This is a genomic window from Actinoallomurus bryophytorum (genome assembly GCF_006716425.1).
Taxonomy (GTDB): domain Bacteria; phylum Actinomycetota; class Actinomycetes; order Streptosporangiales; family Streptosporangiaceae; genus Actinoallomurus; species Actinoallomurus bryophytorum.
This window is the reverse complement of record NZ_VFOZ01000001.1, coordinates 6,961,548-6,980,792: the sequence shown is the minus strand read 5'-3', so window position 1 is coordinate 6,980,792 and position 19,245 is coordinate 6,961,548. Positions and strand designations below refer to the sequence as shown.

The 19,245-nt window shown below is 69.2% G+C and carries 16 protein-coding genes; 3 read left to right on the top strand and 13 right to left on the bottom strand.

Annotated elements, in window-relative coordinates:
• Nucleotides 1-76 precede the first annotated feature (76 nt).
• The 8 genes from FB559_RS32435 to FB559_RS32400 all read right to left on the bottom strand — a co-directional run bounded on the left by FB559_RS32435 (nt 77) and on the right by FB559_RS32400 (nt 9,428).
• The gene (locus tag FB559_RS32435; protein ID WP_141960749.1) at nt 77-943 is read right to left on the bottom strand and encodes an ABC transporter permease; all 867 of its coding nucleotides are present in this window, start codon (nt 941-943) and stop codon (nt 77-79) included.
• On the bottom strand, nt 936-3,584 hold the full coding sequence (locus FB559_RS32430) for an alpha/beta fold hydrolase (protein WP_246122264.1): 2,649 nt from the start codon (nt 3,582-3,584) through the stop codon (nt 936-938). Before FB559_RS32430 ends, FB559_RS32435 begins: the two co-directional genes overlap by 8 nt.
• Nucleotides 3,585-3,887: 303 nt before the next feature.
• Nucleotides 3,888-5,579, bottom strand: a complete 1,692-nt coding sequence (locus FB559_RS32425; RefSeq protein WP_141960745.1) for a (2,3-dihydroxybenzoyl)adenylate synthase — start codon at nt 5,577-5,579, stop codon at nt 3,888-3,890.
• 140 nt (nt 5,580-5,719) lie between these two features.
• Nucleotides 5,720-6,343 (bottom strand): TetR/AcrR family transcriptional regulator, encoded by a 624-nt coding sequence (locus tag FB559_RS32420; protein ID WP_141960743.1) that lies wholly within the window; start codon nt 6,341-6,343, stop codon nt 5,720-5,722.
• Nucleotides 6,344-6,580: 237 nt separating this feature from the next.
• The gene (locus FB559_RS32415; protein ID WP_141960741.1) at nt 6,581-7,357 is read right to left on the bottom strand and encodes an SDR family NAD(P)-dependent oxidoreductase; all 777 of its coding nucleotides are present in this window, start codon (nt 7,355-7,357) and stop codon (nt 6,581-6,583) included.
• A gap of 74 nt (nt 7,358-7,431) precedes the next feature.
• Nucleotides 7,432-8,139 (bottom strand): GNAT family N-acetyltransferase, encoded by a 708-nt coding sequence (locus FB559_RS32410; RefSeq protein ID WP_185792506.1) that lies wholly within the window; start codon nt 8,137-8,139, stop codon nt 7,432-7,434.
• 554 nt (nt 8,140-8,693) lie between these two features.
• Nucleotides 8,694-9,014 (bottom strand): antibiotic biosynthesis monooxygenase family protein, encoded by a 321-nt coding sequence (locus tag FB559_RS32405; RefSeq protein WP_141960737.1) that lies wholly within the window; start codon nt 9,012-9,014, stop codon nt 8,694-8,696.
• A gap of 24 nt (nt 9,015-9,038) precedes the next feature.
• Nucleotides 9,039-9,428: a nuclear transport factor 2 family protein gene (locus tag FB559_RS32400; RefSeq protein WP_141960734.1), complete on the bottom strand. Its 390-nt coding sequence runs from the start codon at nt 9,426-9,428 to the stop codon at nt 9,039-9,041.
• 259 nt (nt 9,429-9,687) lie between these two features.
• Here FB559_RS32400 and FB559_RS32395 point away from each other — a divergent pair, with 259 nt between their 5' ends.
• A complete protein-coding gene (locus FB559_RS32395; protein ID WP_141960732.1) occupies nt 9,688-10,713 on the top strand; it encodes a medium chain dehydrogenase/reductase family protein in 1,026 nt (341 codons plus the stop codon).
• 147 nt (nt 10,714-10,860) lie between these two features.
• Here the strand turns inward: FB559_RS32395 and FB559_RS32390 are convergent, their stop codons facing one another.
• Nucleotides 10,861-11,916 (bottom strand): alpha-ketoacid dehydrogenase subunit beta, encoded by a 1,056-nt coding sequence (locus tag FB559_RS32390; protein ID WP_141960730.1) that lies wholly within the window; start codon nt 11,914-11,916, stop codon nt 10,861-10,863.
• A 32-nt stretch (nt 11,917-11,948) separates the two neighbouring features.
• A complete protein-coding gene (locus FB559_RS32385; protein WP_246122262.1) occupies nt 11,949-12,881 on the bottom strand; it encodes a thiamine pyrophosphate-dependent dehydrogenase E1 component subunit alpha in 933 nt (310 codons plus the stop codon).
• A 524-nt stretch (nt 12,882-13,405) separates the two neighbouring features.
• On the opposite strand from FB559_RS32385, the gene FB559_RS32380 reads away from it, so the two are divergent.
• A complete protein-coding gene (locus FB559_RS32380) occupies nt 13,406-13,885 on the top strand; it encodes a quercetin 2,3-dioxygenase (protein ID WP_221640283.1) in 480 nt (159 codons plus the stop codon).
• A gap of 85 nt (nt 13,886-13,970) precedes the next feature.
• On the top strand, nt 13,971-14,693 hold the full coding sequence (locus tag FB559_RS32375) for a response regulator transcription factor (protein ID WP_141960726.1): 723 nt from the start codon (nt 13,971-13,973) through the stop codon (nt 14,691-14,693).
• A gap of 116 nt (nt 14,694-14,809) precedes the next feature.
• Here the strand turns inward: FB559_RS32375 and FB559_RS32370 are convergent, their stop codons facing one another.
• The 3 genes from FB559_RS32370 to FB559_RS32360 all read right to left on the bottom strand — a co-directional run bounded on the left by FB559_RS32370 (nt 14,810) and on the right by FB559_RS32360 (nt 19,159).
• Complete coding sequence (locus FB559_RS32370) at nt 14,810-16,711, bottom strand: glycosyltransferase family 39 protein (protein WP_141960724.1); 1,902 nt, start codon at nt 16,709-16,711, stop codon at nt 14,810-14,812.
• Nucleotides 16,712-16,998: 287 nt separating this feature from the next.
• Nucleotides 16,999-17,517 carry a hypothetical protein gene (locus FB559_RS32365; RefSeq protein WP_221640282.1) on the bottom strand — a complete coding sequence of 173 codons (519 nt, stop codon included), beginning with the start codon at nt 17,515-17,517 and terminating at the stop codon, nt 16,999-17,001.
• 97 nt (nt 17,518-17,614) lie between these two features.
• On the bottom strand, nt 17,615-19,159 hold the full coding sequence (locus FB559_RS32360) for a DHA2 family efflux MFS transporter permease subunit (protein WP_141960720.1): 1,545 nt from the start codon (nt 19,157-19,159) through the stop codon (nt 17,615-17,617).
• Between the last annotated feature and the right edge of the window lie 86 nt (nt 19,160-19,245).

Genomic DNA, 19,245 nt, shown 5'->3' with positions numbered 1-19,245 from the left:
GACACGAGGAGACCGCAGGAGATACTCGTGAGCCGGCGCCGGCCGGACGCCCTTGAGACGACCGACCGGCGGCGGCTCACGAAATGACGTCCTTGGCGCGGAAGACGCGCACGGTCAGCCCGAACAGCACCAGGGCATAGGTCACCGACAGCGACGCCCCCTTTATCATTCCGGACCACAGCGGCTGAGCCTGGAGTACGTCCGTCCAGGCGAACATCCAGTGGGTGGGCAGGAAGTCGCGCCATCCGCCGAGGGCGGTGACCGAGTCCAGGATCGTACTGACGATCACCAGCCCGACGGCGCCGCCGACGGCGCCCAGCGGGCTGTCGGTCACGACGGACAGCAGGAACGCCAGGGCGGCGACGACGAGCTGCGCGACCAGGGCGTACCCGATGATGATCGCCATCCGCCCCAGCCCGGTGCCGATCGGGATCTCCGCGCCGTTGCCGGGCAGCCGCAGGTTGTGCCAGCCGAACGCGATGGTGCCGGCGACGAACGCCATGAGGGGCAGCACGATCACCGACAGCGCGGCCAGGCCGAGGGAGACGATGAGCTTCTGCCGGAGCAGCCGCGCGCGGGGCACCGGCGCCGCCAGCAGGTAGCGCAGCGAGGCCCAGTTGGCCTCGCTCGCCACGCTGTCGCCGCAGAAGAGCGCGACCGCGACCTCCAGCAGGAAGCTCACGGAGACGAACAGCACGAACGCCGTGAAGTTCAGCCCGCCGGCGTTGCCCAGCGAGATCACGGTCGGCCCGCTGCTCGGCGTCGAGGCCCCGCGGACCTTGAACGCCAGGACCAGGAGCAAGGGCAGTGCCATCAGCAGCACGAAGGCCACGAGGGTACGGCGCCGCCGCAGTTGGCGCACGGCCTCGACGCGAAGCGGGAGGGTGCCTCTCGGCCGGTAGCCGTGGGCCGCCCCGTCGTGCGGGGACAGGGTCTCAGCCATTGTCGGCTCCTTGCCCGATGAGCGTGAGGAAGGCGTCCTCAAGGCGGCGGTGCGGCATGACCCGGTCGACCTTCAGGCCGGCCGCGACGAGCGTGGCCACCGCGTCGGATGGCGGCGTGCCGTTCAGATGCGCCAGCACGCCGGGCGGATACGGCTCGACCTTTCCGACACCCTCGAGTGACTCCAGGACCGCCACCGCGCGGTCGGCGTCGGAGGTGCCGATGATGTACGTGCCCTCCTGGCCCGCGATCTGGGCCACCGGTCCGGTCGCGACCTGGGTGCCTCGGTGCATGACGACGACGTGCGTGCAGGTCTTCTCGACCTCGGCGAGGAGGTGGCTCGAGACGATCACGGTGCGCCCGGCGGCGGCGTACCGGGTGAGGACCTCGCGCATCTCGGCGATCTGCGGTGGGTCGAGCCCGTTCGTCGGCTCGTCCAGGACGAGCAGGTCGGGGAGGCCGAGCATGGCCTGCGCGATGGCCAGCCGCTGCCGCATGCCGTGGGAGTAGGTGCGCACCGACCGGCTGAGGGCGTCGCCCAGGCCGGCGATGTCCAGGGCCTCGGTCAGGTGCGAGTCCTCGGCAGGTCGCCCGGTGGCACGCCAGTACAGCGTGAGGTTGTCGTGGCCGGACAGGTGGGGCAGGAAGCCCGGCCCTTCGACGAATGATCCGATCCTCGACAGAACGGGCGCTCCGGGGCTGACTCGCCGCCCGAACAGCTCGATCGCCCCGGAGTCCGGTGTGATCAGTCCCATGAGCATGCGCAGGGTGGTCGTCTTACCCGCCCCGTTGGGACCGAGCAGGCCGAGCACCTGCCCGCGTTCGACCTCGAAGGACAGGTCGTCGACGGCGAGCAACCCGTTCTTGTACCGCTTGGTCAGCTGGGTGATCTTCAGCGGTACGTTCTCGTCCCCGACGACGGTGCCCCTGGCGCGGCCGCGGCCGCGGCCGGTGAGCATGAGGCCGGCCATGACGGCCAGCCCGATGAGCGGCAGGCCCCAGGTCCACCAGGGCAGCGGGCTGGGCGGTGTCGCCAGGTCCGCGTCGACCGGTACCGACAGCGGTGAGGTGATCGACACCTGGTACGAGGCGGGCTTCGCGGGCATCGCGTATCCCATGTCGGTCGTGGACAGCACCACCCGGATGCGGTGCCCACGGTCGAACCGGTAGTCCATCGGAGGCAGCGAGATCACCGGGTCGGCCTGCCCCGGGGCGATGGTGACCGGTGACACGAGCCGTCGTGTCAGGGCGATCCGGCCGTCCGAGCCCACGTCGAAGATCTTGGCGAACAATGTCGCCTGCACGGAGGCGTGCACGCGTACGCGGGCCGATCCGGTGAGGCGGAGCGCCTGCGGGAGCGGAGCCGAGTCGAAGACCGCCTGCTGGCCGGGGGTGTCGACGCCGAGACCGCCTCCGGCGCCGCCCGTGCCGGCCTCGCCGGGCAGCGTGTCGAACGTGGACAGCGCACCGAAACCGGGAAGCGCGGACAACGAGGCGGGCGCGCCCCCGGCCGGGTTCTGCACCGTCTGCGGGGCGCCGGACAGCGGCAGCGTACGCGAGCCGGAGCCGAACAGGCCCGGATAGCGGGCGGAGGTGGCCGCGCTGATCCGCTGCTGCTGGGTGGAGGAGTCGATGCCACCGGCGCGGGTCACGGTGAAGGCGGGCTGCGCCGGCCCCTTCCCGTCGAGGTAGCGGCCGAACCAGTCCCTCATCGCGCCGTTGACCCGTGCGGTCTCGGGGTCGCCGCCGTCGTGGCCGCCCTGGTACCACAGCACCGAGACCGGTGCGCCGGTGATGGCGCGCGCGTTGGCGTCGGCCTGGTCGAAGGGAAAGAGCGAGTCGGTCTGGCCCTGGATGAGCAGTGTCGGCGCGTGAATCCGGCCGGCGACCGAGGAGGGGCTGGACCGCCGCAGCATGGCGACGGCCTCGGCGGTGGGCCGCCCGGTCTCGGCCACCTTCTGGTACATCGCGCAGATCGACGGCAGGAACCGGCCGCAGGAACCACCGGACCCGGACGCGCTCCCGCCGGCGAAGAAGATCCCGGCCCAGAGCTTCTTGAACACACCGGTCCGCGCACCGTTGCCGCCGGCGTTGGGGAACAGCGCGTCGGCGAGATCGTACCAGGTGATCTGCGGGACGGTCGCGTCGATGCGCGGGTCGTAGGCCGGCGCGAGCAGGGAGATGGCGCCGCCGTAGGACGCCCCGGTGATGCCGACACGAGGATCGCCCGGCCCGTCGAGCCGGACCTCCGGACGGCGGGCCAGCCAGTCGACGAGCTGCCGGACGTCCTTGACGTCGTAGTCGGGAGAGTCGAGGCTGATCTCTCCCGTCGTCCGGCCGAAACCACGGGCGGACCAGGCGAGGACGGCGTAACCGTGCCGGGTGAGGGTCTCGGCCTCCTCGCGTACGTCGTCCTTGCTGCCGCCGAAGCCGTGGGCCACGAGGATCGCGGGCACCCGGCCGTGCCGGCCGGACGGCGTGTAGAAGGTGGCGTCCAGGCTGACGTGCTGGTCGTCGTGCGGGCCGTCGGTCACCGCGATGCGCGTCGACAGCGTCCGCACCCCGTCGGCGCCGCCGCGCGTCGCCAGCCAGCCGGCCATTCCGGCGGCCAGGACGGCCGCCACGGTGATTGCGATCAGCATTCGCAATCGTCCCCGCCGCAGTTTCATAACTCGACACTAAGGGCGGAACGGGGCGATGGCTGCGGGCCGGCGGCATTTTACGTCGATGGAATCAGGCCGTATACGGTGGCGGTACTACGCCCGCTACGTTGCGGGTGCCATCCGGTGCGCTTACGGCCGGGGCCGAGGCCGGAACCGGTGTTCGCGGCCCCGTGCCGAGCATGCGGCACCGGGGCGTCCGGCACACCGTATCCGCTTACCACACGGCGGGCGGGCCCGGCCGGCGTCACGACGGCGGGCCCGCCCGAAAGGCGAACGCGAAGGTCACGGTGTCGGCACGCCGACATCTCCTAGCGGGGGGATCTCCTGACGCGAGCCGCGCCTTCGCTCCACCAGAATGCACAATTCTTTTTTGTCCACCTTTCCCACCGGCGTCAGTGGCAGGTCGGTGAATATCTCGAGCTGTTCGGGAATCTTGTATTTCGCGACACCGTCCTCGCGGCGGAGCTCGTCGAGCGTGAGGTCGCCACCGGGGCGTAGGACGACACAGACGCAGATACGCTCGCCGAGCACCGGGTCCGGCACCGGGATCGCGGCCGCCTGCGCCACCTGCGGCAGCGCCTTCACCACCGCCTCCACCTCGGTGGCGGAGATCTTCTCGCCGCCGCGGTTGATGACGTCCTTGATCCGGCCCTCGACGACGAGGTTGCCGGTCGGATGCATGCGGACGATGTCGCCGCTGCGGTACCAGCCGTCCGAGGTGAACGTCACGGCGTTGGACTCCGGCGCGGCATAGTAACCGCGGATCGTGTACGGGCCGCGCGCCTGCAGTTCGCCCGGCGTGCCCGGCGGAACCGGGCGCCTGAACTCGTCGACGATGCGGACCTCGTCATCGGGGGAGATCGGCCGGCCCTGGGTCCGCAGCACGACGGACTCCGGGTCGTCGAGCCGCGTGTAGTTGAGCAGCCCCTCCGCCATCCCGTAGACCTGCTGCAGTGTGCAGCCGAGCGCGGCGCCGACGCGCGCGGCGAACTCGGGGGCCAGCACCGAGCCGCCGACCTGGACCACGTGGAGACAGGACAGGTCATACGACTCCACGGCGGCCGCCTCGACCCAGCGCTGGGCGATGCTGGGCACGAGGGACGTGACGGTGACCCGTTCGCGCTCGATCAGCGGGAACGCGACCTCGGGGCGGGGCGAGGGGGCGAAGACGACGCGGCCGCCCGATAGGAGAGTGCCGAGGATTCCCGGTGAGCCGAGCGGGAAGTTGTGCGCCGCCGGGAGCACGACGAGGTACACGGTGCCGGGTCCGAATCCGCTGACCTCGGCGCTCCGCCGGGCGTTGTACTCGTAGTCGTCATGGGTGCGGGGTACGAGCTTGGACATGCCGGTCGTGCCGCCGGACAGCAGCAGGAGGGCCAGCTGCCGCGAGCCCGGCGCGAGCGCGTTCAGCTTGCCGCGCAGGCCCTCCCCGTCGTCCGGCATCTCCATGAGGGGGTCCAGGGCCACGTGACCGTCCCGGCAGCCCGGACCGGTGACGAACACCTGGAGCGATCGGTCTCCGTCACGGGCGACGTCGGCGGCGAGCTCCTGGTGGTCGAAGTCGTTGAACTCGTCCGGCACGACGAGGGCCTTCGCCCCCGCCAGGTCCGCGAAGTAGGCCAGCTCGCGTTCCCGGTGCGCCATCAGGGCCAGCACCGGCACGACGCCGATGCGCTGGCAGGCGAAGAACAGGGTGAGGTACTTCCAGCCGCCCGGCAGCTGGACGACGATCTTGTCGCCGTTGCCCAGGCCGTGGTCGAGCAGGTGGTCGGCGAGCGCGTCGGCACGCCGGGCCAGCTCGAGATAGCTGATCCGCCGGTCGCCGTCGACCACGGCGGTGTGCGGGCCGCGACGTCGCGCCCACGTCCACATCCAGTGACCGAGCGGCCGCCCCCGCCAGTGGCCGGCGGCCGTGTATCGGGCCGCCTGGTCGGCCGGCCACGGCACCATCCCCGGATCTGTCGGTGTGTCCATCTGGCGTCCCCTGTTCACAACGTGCCGGCGGTGAACGTCGGCTCGGGTGACAAGGGTGACCTCGTGGGCGTCCCAGGGACGTGATCCACGGGTCCCAGCGACGGGCGGGAATCTGCCCAGCGCGCCGGTGTGGGTACGCGTCAGGCGGCAGGCGGGGTGAGCCCGGCGAACAGCGTCGCCAGCAACCGGCGGATGAAGCGCTGATCGCTGATGGGTTTGGCCGGATTGGACTGTCGGGTGAAGGAACGCAGGTAGCAGGCGCCCAGCAGCATGGCCGCCGCCTCCTCCGCGCTGACGTCGGCGTGCACGCGGCGCAGCGCCTGCTCGCCGCGCAGGTAGTCGGCGACGAGGACGACGGCGCGATGGGGCCCGGTGTCCGTGGTCCGCATCCACTCGCTGTGCTGGGCGAGCAGCGTCGGCTCGGCGAACACGGAGGCGAACATCGGGATCGACTCGTCGAAGAAGGCGAGCGCCGCCATACCCACGCGTTCGAGGTTCGCCGCCACCGTGCCCTTGCCCGTACGGGAGGTCAGCTCGTGCAGGGCGGGCAGGAAGGCGGGCAGCTGCTCGGACAGCACGGCGAGGAAGAGATCCTCCTTGCTGTCGAAGTGGCGGTACAGCGAACCCTCCGAGCACTGCGCGGCCTCGGCGATCTCCTTGGTCGTCGCGCGAGCCAGGCCCTTGTCCCGGATCACCTGTCCGGCCGCCCGGAGGATGCGCGCGCGCATCGTCTGGGGTACCGCGGTCTCCCCTGCCATCACCATGATTTACAGGATAGCACTTCTGCGAGTGGGCACTCACTCCTCACACCGGGCACTTCCTGGCCAAGGAGAAGGGCCGACCCGCGGGATGCCGGATTCGCGCCACTCGTACTTCGCGAGTTCGGGCGTAGGGGTCCGGCCCCGGCCATGCGCCGTCGTGACCCGCACCGGACGCCGATGACGAAGGCGCCCACCCCTGCTTCCCGGGTGCGCACCTTCGTCGGACAGCACGTCATACCGCTACATCATGATCTTTCCGCCGGCGATGTCGATCGTCTCGCCGGTGACCCAGGAGGACGCCTCCGAGGCCAGGAACAGCGCGGCGTTGGCGCAGTCGGCGGGCGTACCCCAGCGAGCGATCAGGAACTGTTCCGCGGCCACACGCTCGCGGATCTCCTCCGGAATACGCGCCTTGTTGCGCTCGGTGAGAATCGCGGAGGGCGCGATGCAGTTCACCCGCACATTGTGCTTGCCCACGTCCATGGCGGTGCGGCGGGTGAACATCAAGATGCCGGCCTTCGCCGTCGCGTAGGCGACCGATGAGTGCCCCGGCAGCCGGCCCGCCGCGGAGGACATGGTGATGATCGAGCCCCGGCGACGCTCGATCATGCCGGGGAGAAAGGCCTGCACGGTCAGGAAGGTCGCCGTGAGGTTGTGGTCGAGGATGGACCGCCACGTCTCCTCGGTCATCTGCTCGGCCGCCTCCACGCCCTGGTCGCCGCCGGCGAAGGCGGCCAGTACGTCCACCGGGCCGAACTCCTGCTCGACGGTGGCCCGCATGTGCTCGAGGGCCTCCCGGTCGGTGCAGTCCGCGACGACTCCGGTCGCCTGCCCGCCATCCGCGCGGATTTCCTCGAGCACGAGCTCGATGGCGTCCTTGTCGCGGCCGACGACCGCCACCTTCATGCCGTTGGCAGCGAAGAACCGGCAGGTCTCGGCACCGATCCCGCGTGAGCCGCCGGTCACCACGGCGACGTTGCCGTTCAGGTCGGGAAACGTGGGGATATTCGTGATCATACGTGTCGCTCCTCATTTCTGCGGGCCGTGCCCGTGCCCGGCGGGCGCCTGGTCCGGCGCCCACCGGGCAGACTTCATCCGAACCGGTATTCGGTGAGATCCATGACCCGCTGGTAGCCGACCTTCTCGACGACCGCCAGCATGGATGCGTACGCCAGGTAATGAGTGCACACACACGTGTCGGCGCCCTCTTCGAGCGCCCGTGCCGTGACCTCGCCCAGCAGCGCCGTCGCGTACCCGCCGTCGCGCGCCTCGGGGGCGACGAAGACGCCTGAGGGGCGCACGACACCGCCGATGGGCGGGGCCCACCCGGCGGCGCCCAGGGGCTTACCGTCCTCCCCTTCCCACACGATCAGGCGCTTGCCGGCGAGCTGCCCCTCGGCCATGTGCCGCGTGTGCCGCAGCGCCTTCTCCTTGTCCAAGCCGCTGTGCCGCATGGTCGCCGAGAACCACTCCGCGACCGCATCGAGGTCGGCCGCGGTGGCGAGGCGCGGCCGTCCGGGCGGCGGCGCCTGCCTGGTCGTCTCGTCACACCGCATCAGCCACTGCTCACGTTCACGCCGTGCGGGTTGCCCGGTGATCTCGGACCAGCGGGCCGCGAACGCCGACGCGGTGTCGTCGGGACCGCTGGCCCCCGGCAACCACGACTCGTGCTCGGCGAAGTGGTCCGCGAGTGCCCGCGCGGCCTGCACCGGCATCTCCGAGAGGGTCATGCGGTACGGGACCATCGCGAACGCGGCGCCCACGACCGTGCCGCCCGGGTCGGTGACCCAGGCGAACACCGGCTGCCCCGTCCCTGGCGGCAGGCCTGCCGGGTCGACGGCGTGAAAGAGCAGAACATTGTTATGAACCGGATGGCGATATAGCAAGTCGCCGGCATTCGCCATGAACTCTTCGGGATCCGAAACGGTCGATACTTGCATCGGATTCTCCTGCCGAAACGAGACGGGTCCTTCCGCATATAAGCGAAGTTCAATTGGCGATCGAATTCAAGGCTATCGCGGGAACTTCCCGCCCATCCAGGGACTAAATCCGGGCGGCCGACAGGCGTAAATCACGATCGGGCCGGGAACATTCCCGGCAGGGCTGGGACCGTGATGAGACACCGCGGGAACTCGCCCTGGTCATTATGGATTTATACATGCCCGTTCGATGGGCGAAGTGGCCCGGCCATTGTTCGCGCCGCACCAGCCGATTGTGCGCACGAAACTGCCGGTAATGGCCGTCGATCACACGAGTGCCACGCGGCTGATCGATGCCGTGCGAACGCGCGCCGCCGGGGGCCGGCGGCGCGCGACGCGTGGGACGCGACGCGCGGGGCGCCGCGGTCCGGGCACTACTTCTGGTAGACGCGCGAGACCTCGTAGAGGTGTGGCTCGGAGGCGGCGACCTGAGTGAGTTCACGCATCCGCTCGCGGGCCTCCGGCACCGCCATCATCGCCTCGAGGTGCTCCCTGCCCTCCCACTGCGCGTAGTTCACGACCCGCATGCCGTCGAGGCTGGCGTGGATGTTCGTCGAGATGAAGCCGGCCTGATGACGTACGGTCTGCTCGGTCAGCTCACTGAGCATGCGCACGACATCCGCCTGCCGCTCGGGGGTGACGGTGAAGACGTTGATGACGGTGAGCGGATGACCGCCCTCACTGATGGTGGACATGGTCCCGATCCCTCCAAACCTGACTTACCGAGTAGGCGGCTGCATGATCGCGCTGAGGTGCATGCCCACGCCGTACCACTGGCCGTCCTTGCGCACCGCGATCTGGGTGAACCGCAGGTCGTTCGCCGGCACCGGGTTTCCCTTGTACGTGGTCTTCTGGGTCTGCACGCCGATGATGATCGCCGTATCGCCGTAGCGGCGGACGTCGGTATCGTGCCAGGCGAACTCCTGGTTCTTCAGGTCGCCCGAACGGTAACGATCGATCCATTGTTCCTTGTCCAGTATGAATCCCGCCGGGCCGACGGAGGAGAATCCGTCGTCGAGGAGTGATTTCAGCGCTGTCTCGTCACCGTTCAGCTCCGCCTCTGCCCACTTGTGGCTGAACTCCGTGACATCCGTCTCTTCGACGGTCATAATTTCACCCTCCTTAAATCGGTCTCCTTGCCATTATAGTTCGCCTATCTCCGGCCGCCTACCGGCCGACGGACCTTCTTTCGTACGTCGCGGCGCGTATACAGGCGTAGCGGAAGTACGCCTCCGGCCCCATGCCCGATGGCGCTTTCTCGCGATAAACTCAATCAGTCGACCAGTAATGTCTGGACGCGAGGACGCACGAGATCAAATGAAGTAATCGGCATTTTAACTCCATATCTTCGCAAGAAGGCGGGTATCAATGGACGGTCGATACATCTTCGCCGAACGAGCCGGCGGGCCCGGCGTCCTGGAGTTCCGCAAACGACAGATCGCGCCACCTCGGCCGAACGAGGTCCTCGTCCGCGTCCAGGCATCGGGTGTATCGGGTGGCGACCCCCTCTTCCGGGCCGGCGCCGTCCCCGTAGGACCGAAACCGCCGTTCACTCCCGGGTTCGACGTCACCGGTGTCGTCGAGTCGGTGGGCCCCGAGGTCACCGGCCTGCGGCCCGGCCAGCCGGTCACCGCGCTGGTGAAGGGCGGCGGCAACACCGAGTACATCAGCCTCCCCGCCGACCGGCTGGTCATGGTCCCCGACGGCCTGCGGCCGACGGTGGTCGCGGCCACCATGCTCAACTACTTCATCGCGCATCAGATGCTGCACCGGGTCGCCGGACTGAAGCCCGGACAGCGGATCGTCGTGCACGCGGCGGCCGGCGGGGTCGGAATCGCGGTGCTGCAACTGGCCCGCCTCGCCGGCATCGAGTGCTTCGCGACCAGCTCCGGCGGAAAGCAGGAAACGGTCACACGGCTCGGCGCGCACCACATCGACTACCGGAAGGAGGATTTCGCCAAGGTGATCCGGGCGCAGGCGAGCGAGGGTCTCGATGCCGCGCTCGATCCGATCGGAGGAACGCAGTTCCAGCGGTCCTACCGGCTGCTTCGCCGGGGCGGCATCCTCATCGGATACGGCCAGAGCCAGGTGATGAAGGACGGCAAGGTCAGCAAGGTACGCGGGGCCGTGGGGCTTCTCACCGGCATCGTCGGGCCGAAGCTCGTTCCGGACGGGCGCTCGACGACCTTCTACAACGCGTGGAGCCTGGAAAAGAGCCGGCCGCAGGCGTACCGGGAGGACATGCAGGAGGTGCTCCGCCTGCTCAAGAACGGGGAGATCGAGCCGATCATCGCCGCGACCCTGCCGCTCGCGGATGCGGCAAAAGCCCATGAGATGCTCGAACGGGCATCCGTGGTCGGAAAAATCGTGCTCCTTTGCGACGCCCGGTCCTGAACGGAGGGATCGCGCGAGAACACGGCGCTCAGGGCACTCGCCCCGAGCGCCGTCCTGACTCCGGCGGCGCCGCACCGTCTCACCCGCTCCTCGGCGCCACGCCGCGCCGAGGGCACCACGGCGCGGCGTCCCGTCGCCGTACCTCGATCATGCGACGGGCGACTGAGTGCCGGCGAGCCGGTCCTGGCGGCGTCCGTTCCATCCGCCGGCCTCGACCGCCTCGAGCACCGCGCGGACGATCGAGTCGGGGCCGGGAATGTAGCGGTCCTCGAGTGCCGGGCTGTACGGAACCGGGGTGTGCGGGGTGTTCACGGTCCGTGCGGGCCCGCGCAGCGCCTCGAAACGGTTCTCCGCGACGAGCGCCACGATGTCGCGGGCGACGCTGCAACGCGGAGGCGACTCGTCCACGACGACCAGCCGGCCGGTCTTCTCCACGCTGCGGTAGATCGAGTCCTCGTCCAGCGGAGAGATCGTCCGCGGATCGATGATCTCGATGCTGACGCCTCCCGCGGCCAGCTCCTCCGCGGCCGTCTCCGCGAAGCCCACCATCCGCCCGAGCGCCACGACCGTGCAGTCCGTGCCGGACCTGACCAGGCGGCTCTGCCCGAACGGCACGGTGTAGGGCTCCTCGGGCACCTCTCCGGGCGTCCAGTACAGCATCTTGTGCTCGAAGTAGATGACCGGGTCCTCGTCACGTATCGCCTGGGTCATCAGTCCCTTGGCGTCATAGGGATTGGACGGGACCACGACCTTCAACCCGGGCACGTGCGTGACTAGGGAGTACAGCGACTGGGAGTGCTGGGCACCGCCGCGCATCCCCGCGCCGTAGAACGTCCGGACGACGAGCGGCGCCGTACCCTGCCCCCCGAACATGTACCGCAGCTTCGCCGCCTGGTTGATCAGCTGGTCGAATGCCACGCCCATGAAGTCCGCGAACAGCAGGTCGACGACCGGTCGCAGGCCCGAGGCGGCGGCGCCGACGGCGGCGCCGACGAAGGCCGCTTCGGTGATCGGCGTGTCGAATATCCGGTCGGGGAACTTCTCATGCAGCCCTTGTGTCGGCCCCCAGGCGTTGCCGAGCTTGCCGTCACAGCCCATGCCGCCGATGTTGTCCTCGCCGAAGGAGACGACCGAGGGATCACGAGACATCTCCTGCGACATCGCCTCGCCGATCGCCTGCACGTACGTCAGCATCCGCTCCATTGCCCGTTCCTTTGTCCGCCGGCTAAAAGGGATCAGTACGACACGTAGACGTCGGTCAGCAGCTCGGCCGGGTCCGGATCCGCCGCCGCCTTCGCCGCCTCCGCCGCACGCGCGATCTCGTCGGCCACCTCACGGTCGATCGCGTCGAACTCCTCGGGAGAGACCAGACCGGCTCCGGTGACACTTGCCGTGAACCGCTGGATGCAGTCGCGCTCCGCGCGGAGCTTCTCGGCCTCGCCGGATCCGCGGTACGCCTGCTGGTCGAACCCCTCCATGTGCCCGAAGAAGCGGGCGGTCTTGCAGTCGATGATGGACGGGCCACCGCCGGACCTGGCTCGCCGAACGGCTTCCACGGCGGCGTCGCGGACGGCGAAGAAGTCACATCCGTCGACGACGGCACCCGGGATGCCGAACGCCTCGCCGCGGCGCGCGACGTCGAGCCCGCGCAGGTGGTACTTGGAGGCGGTCGCCTGGGCGTACCCGTTGTCCTCGACGACGAAGACCACCGGAAGCTGCCACACGGAGGCAAGGCTCAGGCTCTCCAGGAACGCGCCCTGGTTCGCACCGCCGTCGCCGACGAACGCGACGCCGACCTGATCGGTTCCGCGCACCTTCGCGGAAAGGCCCACACCACAGCCGATCGGGACGCCGCCACCGGCGATCCCGTTGGCGCCCAGCATCCCCACGGAGAAGTCGGCGATGTGCATGGAGCCGCCTTTTCCACGGCAGACACCGCCCTCCCTGCCGAAGAGCTCCATCATCATCCGGGTGAGGTCGGCACCCTTGGCGATCGCGTGGCCGTGCCCGCGGTGCGTACTGGAGATGTAGTCGTCCGGACGCAGTTCCGCGCAGCACCCCGCCGCGATCGCCTCCTGTCCGGCATAAAGGTGAGTCGCGCCGGGGATGTTGCCTTCGGCGTACTCCACGTGTACTCGTTCCTCGAAGGCCCGAATCGTACGCAGCACACGGTAAGCATTTTCTAGCTGCACTTTCGTAAAATCGTCGAGGACAACGGAGGCAGTGGTCATCGAGATGTCCTCTCTGTGGGTGCCACGGCATTGCTGACAAATCGTTCGGCACGACTGCTCGCGTTTACCCCGCCAGAGTCTCTCGTTCGCGTCCCACTGCCATGGGGCTGCAATCATCTCCCGAACAGGAATCTCCCTCGCCGGGACCACCTGCGGCGCCACCCCGCCGGCCGCCGGCCGGTGCTCGGTGCCGGCCGGCCGTGCGGGCGCGCCGGCCCGAGCCTGTCAGGTCGAGGAATGGACGGGCGTATACGCCGGTCGGCAGCGCCGGTCCCACGCGCACTGGGACGATTTCCTTTTTCCCCAGGCGTTTTCCTGCCGACCGAGGGACTACGTGCTCACGACTCGGATAGAGGCGCTGAGCGATAGTCGAATACTGCGACCTCATGACTCGTATCGGTCCGGGAGGACCAGCATCGTGAGGGACCGCTTCCGACCCTGACCGAAGGAGGAGGACCCCTGTGACCGTACCTTTCCAAACCGCGGTGAACGAGGGGCGCGCCCTGTGGCATCTCGGCGCGCTGATGCAGTTCAAGGCGACCGGTGAGGACACCGGCGGGCAATTCTGGCTGGCCGAGCAGACGTCCGCAAAGGGGTACGCCTCACCGCTGCATCGGCACAGCAGAGAGGACGAGCTGTTCATCACGCTGGAGGGCGAACTCAGCATCGAGATCGACGGCAAGCACTATGAGGCGCCCACCGGCGCGGTGACCTACGCGCCCCGCGGACTGTCGCACACGTTCCGCGTGGAGTCGCCGACGTCGCGTTTCCTGATCCTCACCACGCCGGCCGGATTCGAGCAGTGGTTCTTCGAAACGGGCGAGCCGGCACAGTCGCTGACGCTCCCTCCGGAGCCGACCGAGCCGCCGGACTTCGGACGGATCATCGGGGCGCTCGCCGCCTACGGCGTCGAGCCACTGGGCGGTCCCCCGCCGCAGTGAGCGGCGCTTCCGAGCTCGACGTGCCCTAACCCGGCGGGGACCCCGCGGGCGTATGGGTCAGGCAGAAGCGAGGAGACTGCACCCGATGCCTTCCGCGTCGATCGTCCGTGTTCTCATCGCGGACGACCACCCGGTGTTCAGTGCGGGTCTGCGCATGCTGCTCCGCTCCATCGCCGGCGTCGAGGTGATCGCGGAGGCGGCGACCGGGAAGGCGGCGCTGGACCTGACCCGCCGCCTCTGCCCGGACATCGTGCTGATGGACGTCAACATGCCGCAGATGAACGGGATCGCCGCCACGCAGGCCATCGTCGCGGCCTGCCCGGGCAGCGCCGTGCTCATGCTGACCATCATCGAGGACATCGACACCGTCCTCGCCGCGGTTCGGGCCGGCGCGCGGGGCTACCTGCTCAAGGGCTCGGGGCTTGAGGAGATCGCCCAGGCGATCGACGTGGTCAGCCGCGGCGGGGCCGTCTTCGGCCGCCAGGTGGCGAGCGACGTGGTGGACTACATCACCAAACCACCCCCGCAGACCGTCCCGTTCCCGGAGCTCACCGACCGGGAGCGGGACATACTGCGCCTTGTCGGGGAAGGCCTGGGGAACGCGACGATCGCCCACGAGCTGAGCCTGTCGGTCAAGACCGTACGCAACTACCTGTCCAGGATCTTCGCCAAGCTCCAGGTGACGCACCGCGCCGAGGCCGCGGTACGTGCCCGCCGTGAGGGTCTGGTCGCCGAGGCCGACGGCAGGTTCGAGTTCGGGTCTTCGAGGGCCGTGGAGCAACTGCCGGCCGACACCGACCGGGACTGACGGCGCCCGGCTTCACCGACGGCCTGCGGGAGCGAACCCCGGCGCCGCCCGGCCTTCGTAGCGCTCCGTGGTCTCCCCCACCTGGCGGCGGAGGAGACCACGGAGCGCGGGCGTCTTCAGTGGGAACGGCAGTCGCGCAGCGCGGGCGCCTGCGGATCCGCCTGCTGCCCGCCACCGACGGGACTGCAGTTGGCCTTGATCCAGGTGTAGAGCCTGGCGACCTCCGGCGGCGGGGCGACGTTGCCCAGCAGCGGCATATCGAGCACGAACCGCAGCTCACCCCGGTCGACGAGCCGCGCCATGCGTTCGGGCGACAACGCCGGGTCGGTACCGCGGAACCCGCCCATCGCCATGATGGGCTGGCCCGTCGAGATGATCAAGGAACCGGCCGTCACGCCGTCCGGGACGGCGAGGAGCCATTTGGCCGAGCCACGCTGCTGTTTCAGGAACGCCAGCATGCGCGGGTCGAAGCCCTGGTTCTTGGCCAGGATCTCCGGCAGTGACTGGTACTGGATCAGCGGCATGACCGGCTTTTGCAGGGGGCCAGCCTGCGTGAGCCCCTTCGGCTCGCCGCCACGGACGGTCGTGACGTCGTACGCGAGCGGCCCGGCGAGCATGCCGGCCACCGCGACGCCGATCGCTCCGGTCGCGAGAAGGGCGGCCAGGTGCGAACGCCACGCAGCGACGAGGATCACGACCGCGACCGCGCCGGCGATCCCGATGGTGACCGCCAGCCAGGACAGATAGTGCGGAGTGCGACGCAGCAGCACCACGTCCCAGACGAGGTTGCCGGCGATGCCGAGGGTCAGCAGCGGCATCGACCACTTGTCCCGCGCCCGCACCAGCGTCACGATCCCCCCACCGACCAGGGCGGCGATCGCCGGCGCCATGGACACGGCGTAGTAGGAGTGCCACTGGCTCTTGTCGAAGCTGAACGCCACGAAGTGCACGACCGCCCAGCCGCCCCACACGATGAACGACGCTCGGGACAGATCGGTGCGCGCCGCCCGCCGGGTCAGCCACAGGCCTGCCACGAGACCCACGGTGGCGAGCGGTATCAACCAGCCGAACTGCCCCGCGACGTCCGGCGCGAACAGCCGGCCGAGACCGGGAGGCGCGCCGAGCACCTTGACCGGTGTGCCCGGAGGAAGAACGCTCTCCGGCTTGTCGATGTGGCCGAAGAGCCGCCCCGGCCCGTTGTAGTTCCAGATCAGGTCGAAGACGCCGTTGTCCTTGGACCCGCCCAGATAGGGACGGCTGCTCGCCGGAGTGAGGGCCACCACGGCGAACCACGCGCCGGCGACCGCGACGAGCACGCCCGCGGCACCGGCCAGCCGTGTCAGCCGCCGGCGCAACTCGACCGGCGCCGTGATCAGGTACGTCGCGGCCAGCGCCGGCAGCACGAGCATGGCCGCCGACATCTTCGCCAGGTAGCCGAGCCCGATCGCGGCGGCGGCCCAGAGGAGAGGTGCCGTCCGTCCGGTACGTACCGCCGAGATCACGCCCCAGGCCGCGAGGGCCATCATCAAGGTGAGAACCATGTCCGGGTGGTCGGAACGGGCCATGGCCACCGCGATCGGGGTGAGGGCGAACGCCGCGGCGGCCACGAGCGCGGCGACGTCCCCCCACGCGAGGCGGACCGCCCGGTGCACGACCGCCGTCGTGGCGATCCCGCAGAGCACCTGGGGAAGCAGGACGGCGAACGCCCCGAACCCGAAGATGCGTACGCTGAGGCCCTGCAGCCAGAGCGCCAGCGGCGGCTTGTCGATGGTGACGAACGAATGCGCGTCCAGCGAGCCGAAGAACCATGCCTTCCAGCTGTGCGAGGCGCTGAGCGCCGCCGCGCCCAGGTATCCGTCGTATCCGTTGTTGGCGAGCCCCCACAGGTTCAACACGGCGCCGCCGACGAGCACCCCGACGAAGGCGAGGGTGTAGCGGGTCGGGCTGCGCGGGAGCCGCCGCGAGGGCTCGACGGCGTCGTCGTCACCGCGTTCGATCGAAGACACAGCCGATGTCATGGCTTCTCCGTCCCGGCATGAATCGTAAGGAAGAAACCCCCACCAGAGCTGAGAACGCTTTGATCAATGGTGTCACCGGCTCTCAACTGGCCACCGGCGCTGCCGCCCCATGCACTGAAGATTTCCTGCATGGCCACCCTTTCCCGCACGGTTCAAATCGTCGACAGTGAATACGGATGCCGGTACTTATCGGCAGCTAAGATTCGTCCGCGGCCGGTCCCGACGTCATGAGCCGTCAGTCCCCATCGCGCCGGGAATCTGCCTGACGGGCCGCCCGCCCGGCCTGGTCAGTCGCGGTTGCGACGCTCCCCGGCCGCCCTGCGCTTGCCGTACGCGCTCATGCCCCACGGTTTGAAGATCGACAGCACGACGTTGCTCGAGTAGAGGGCGAGCGCCACCGCCGGCGCGATGATCAGTGTGTACTGGACGAAGCCAATGTCGCTGGTGGCGCCGGGCTCCTGCACCGCGGTGGCCGCCGTGTGCAGCTGGATCTGCAGGGGGAGCACCGCGAGCGTCAACGCCAGCAGACCCACGACCAGCTTGACCGTGACCCAGTGGTACCGGAGCAGGCCCCACCGGGTGCCCAGACCGAGCAGGAGGCCGGTGAGCACCGCGCACAGGGCCACCGGGATGACGACGTAGGCGCCGATGCGCTCCATCGAGAGATAGCTTTCGCGCATCGTCTCGAGGCTCGATGACGAGAAACCGGTGATCCCCAGGCCGAGCATGGAGAAATCGGTCCCGAGCCAGCCCACCGCGAAAATGACGTGCAGAGTGACAATGGTCTTGCGGATGCGCGGCGGCATCAGCGGCACGACCCGGCGAGATGATTCGGCCGGCTCTTGGGTTGTTCGGGTCGGTGATGTCATGACGTCCTTTCCTCGGGAGCTCGCGGTTTCCGGCCTATTCGATGTCGACCGCGGACCCCTGTCCGTCTCCTCGGGTCTCGGCGTCTTCACGGCCGGCGGCGCGACCCTCGCCGGCAGGAGCGGTGGCCCGGTCACGGATCATGAGCAGCGCGGCGAGAGTCCCGATCGCTGCGGTCGCCAGCGGCCACCAGAACATGTGCCCGAAGGCCGCCGCGAGAGACGGGGCCGCCTTCGCCCGCTGTTCCGGCGTGACCGAGGCGAGCACGCCCAGACCACCGCGCGCGGACGGGAGGGCCCGGACGAACTCGTGCTGCAGGACGACGGCGAACAGGGCGGTGCCCACGGCCCCGCCCACGCGCAGGATGATGTTCAGCGTGGCCGAGGCGCGCGGGATGGACCGCCGGTCGATCGTGCGCATCGCCGTAGAGATCACCGCTCCCATCGAGCAGCCCGCCCCGATGCCGTTGACGAACAACGCGGCGCTGAGCACGAGATAGCTGGTGTCGGCCGTCACCTGGGTGAAAGGGACGAAGCCGAGCGCCATCAGCGGCAGCCCGGCCAGGACCACCCAGCCGCCCTTGCCGCGGTCGACCAGCCGGCCGGCGATCGGCTGCACGACGGCCGCGCCGACGCCCTGCGGCACGAGCAGCAGGCCGGCGGCCAAGGCGCTCTCGCCGCGTACGACCTGGTAGTAGAGCGGGAGTACGAGCACCGATCCGATCATCGACGCTCCACCGAGAACGTTCACCAGGTTCGCGCCGGTGAACGGCGAAGAACGGAAGAGGCGCAGGTCGAGCAGCGGTTGGGGGGCGGCCAGCGAACGCACGACGAAGAGCGCCAGCAGCACGAGACCGCCCAGGCCGGGGACCAGGACGCCGGCCGATCCGATCCCCGCCGAGGACGTGATCTCGGACATCCCGTACGTGAAGAGGGCGAGCCCGGGCGAGAGCAGCACCAGCCCGAGGAGGTCCAGCCGCTCACTCGGACGGGGCTCGTCACGATCGAGGACCCGGCCGGACAGCAATATCGCGAGCAGGCCGATGGGCAGGTTGATGTAGAAGATCCAGCGCCAGGACACCTCGGTGACCAGCACGCCGCCGAGCATCGGCCCGAAGATCGGGCCGAGCAGGAGCGGGACGCTGACAATGGCCATCACGCGCCCCATGCGCTGGTGACCCGCGGCCTGGACGAGCATCGACATGCCCACCGGGACGATCATCCCGCCGCCGAGCCCCTGCAGGACACGGAAGACGATGAGCATGCCCACCGAGCTCGCGGCGCCGGACAAGACCGAACCGAGCACGAACAGCACCAGCGAGACGATCCACAGCCGTTTGCCGCCGTACCGGCCGGCCGCCCAGCCGGTCAGCGGTATGACGGTCGCGAGCGCGAGCATGTAGCCGGTCGAGACCCACTGGATCGTGGACAGTGACGTGTCGAAGTCGCGTGCCAGGGTGTTGATGGCCACACCCATGATCGTCGTGTCGAGGATCGTCATGATGGCCCCGAGTACGACGACTCCCGCGATCGTCAGCAGACGGCGGTCGAGGTGTTGTGGCGAGGCATCCTCGGTGCTCATTGTCACTCCACGGGGGGTCGTCGGATCTTGATGACAAGAATGGTGCACACCGTCATCTAATGCGCAAGGCCGACCAGGAGTGCTCA

Coding starts and splice junctions, on each gene's coding strand:
- FB559_RS32430 (WP_246122264.1), bottom strand. CDS start 3,584: ATGCTGATCGCAATCACCGTGGCGGCCGTCCTGGCCGCCGGAATGGCC.
- FB559_RS32425 (WP_141960745.1), bottom strand. CDS start 5,579: ATGGACACACCGACAGATCCGGGGATGGTGCCGTGGCCGGCCGACCAG.
- FB559_RS32390 (WP_141960730.1), bottom strand. CDS start 11,916: ATGGAGCGGATGCTGACGTACGTGCAGGCGATCGGCGAGGCGATGTCG.
- FB559_RS32375 (WP_141960726.1), top strand. CDS start 13,971: ATGCCTTCCGCGTCGATCGTCCGTGTTCTCATCGCGGACGACCACCCG.
- FB559_RS32365 (WP_221640282.1), bottom strand. CDS start 17,517: ATGCCGCCGCGCATCCGCAAGACCATTGTCACTCTGCACGTCATTTTC.
- FB559_RS32370 (WP_141960724.1), bottom strand. CDS start 16,711: ATGACATCGGCTGTGTCTTCGATCGAACGCGGTGACGACGACGCCGTC.
- FB559_RS32395 (WP_141960732.1), top strand. CDS start 9,688: ATGGACGGTCGATACATCTTCGCCGAACGAGCCGGCGGGCCCGGCGTC.
- FB559_RS32420 (WP_141960743.1), bottom strand. CDS start 6,343: ATGGTGATGGCAGGGGAGACCGCGGTACCCCAGACGATGCGCGCGCGC.
- FB559_RS32400 (WP_141960734.1), bottom strand. CDS start 9,428: ATGACCGTCGAAGAGACGGATGTCACGGAGTTCAGCCACAAGTGGGCA.
- FB559_RS32360 (WP_141960720.1), bottom strand. CDS start 19,159: ATGAGCACCGAGGATGCCTCGCCACAACACCTCGACCGCCGTCTGCTG.
- FB559_RS32435 (WP_141960749.1), bottom strand. CDS start 943: ATGGCTGAGACCCTGTCCCCGCACGACGGGGCGGCCCACGGCTACCGG.
- FB559_RS32405 (WP_141960737.1), bottom strand. CDS start 9,014: ATGTCCACCATCAGTGAGGGCGGTCATCCGCTCACCGTCATCAACGTC.
- FB559_RS32415 (WP_141960741.1), bottom strand. CDS start 7,357: ATGATCACGAATATCCCCACGTTTCCCGACCTGAACGGCAACGTCGCC.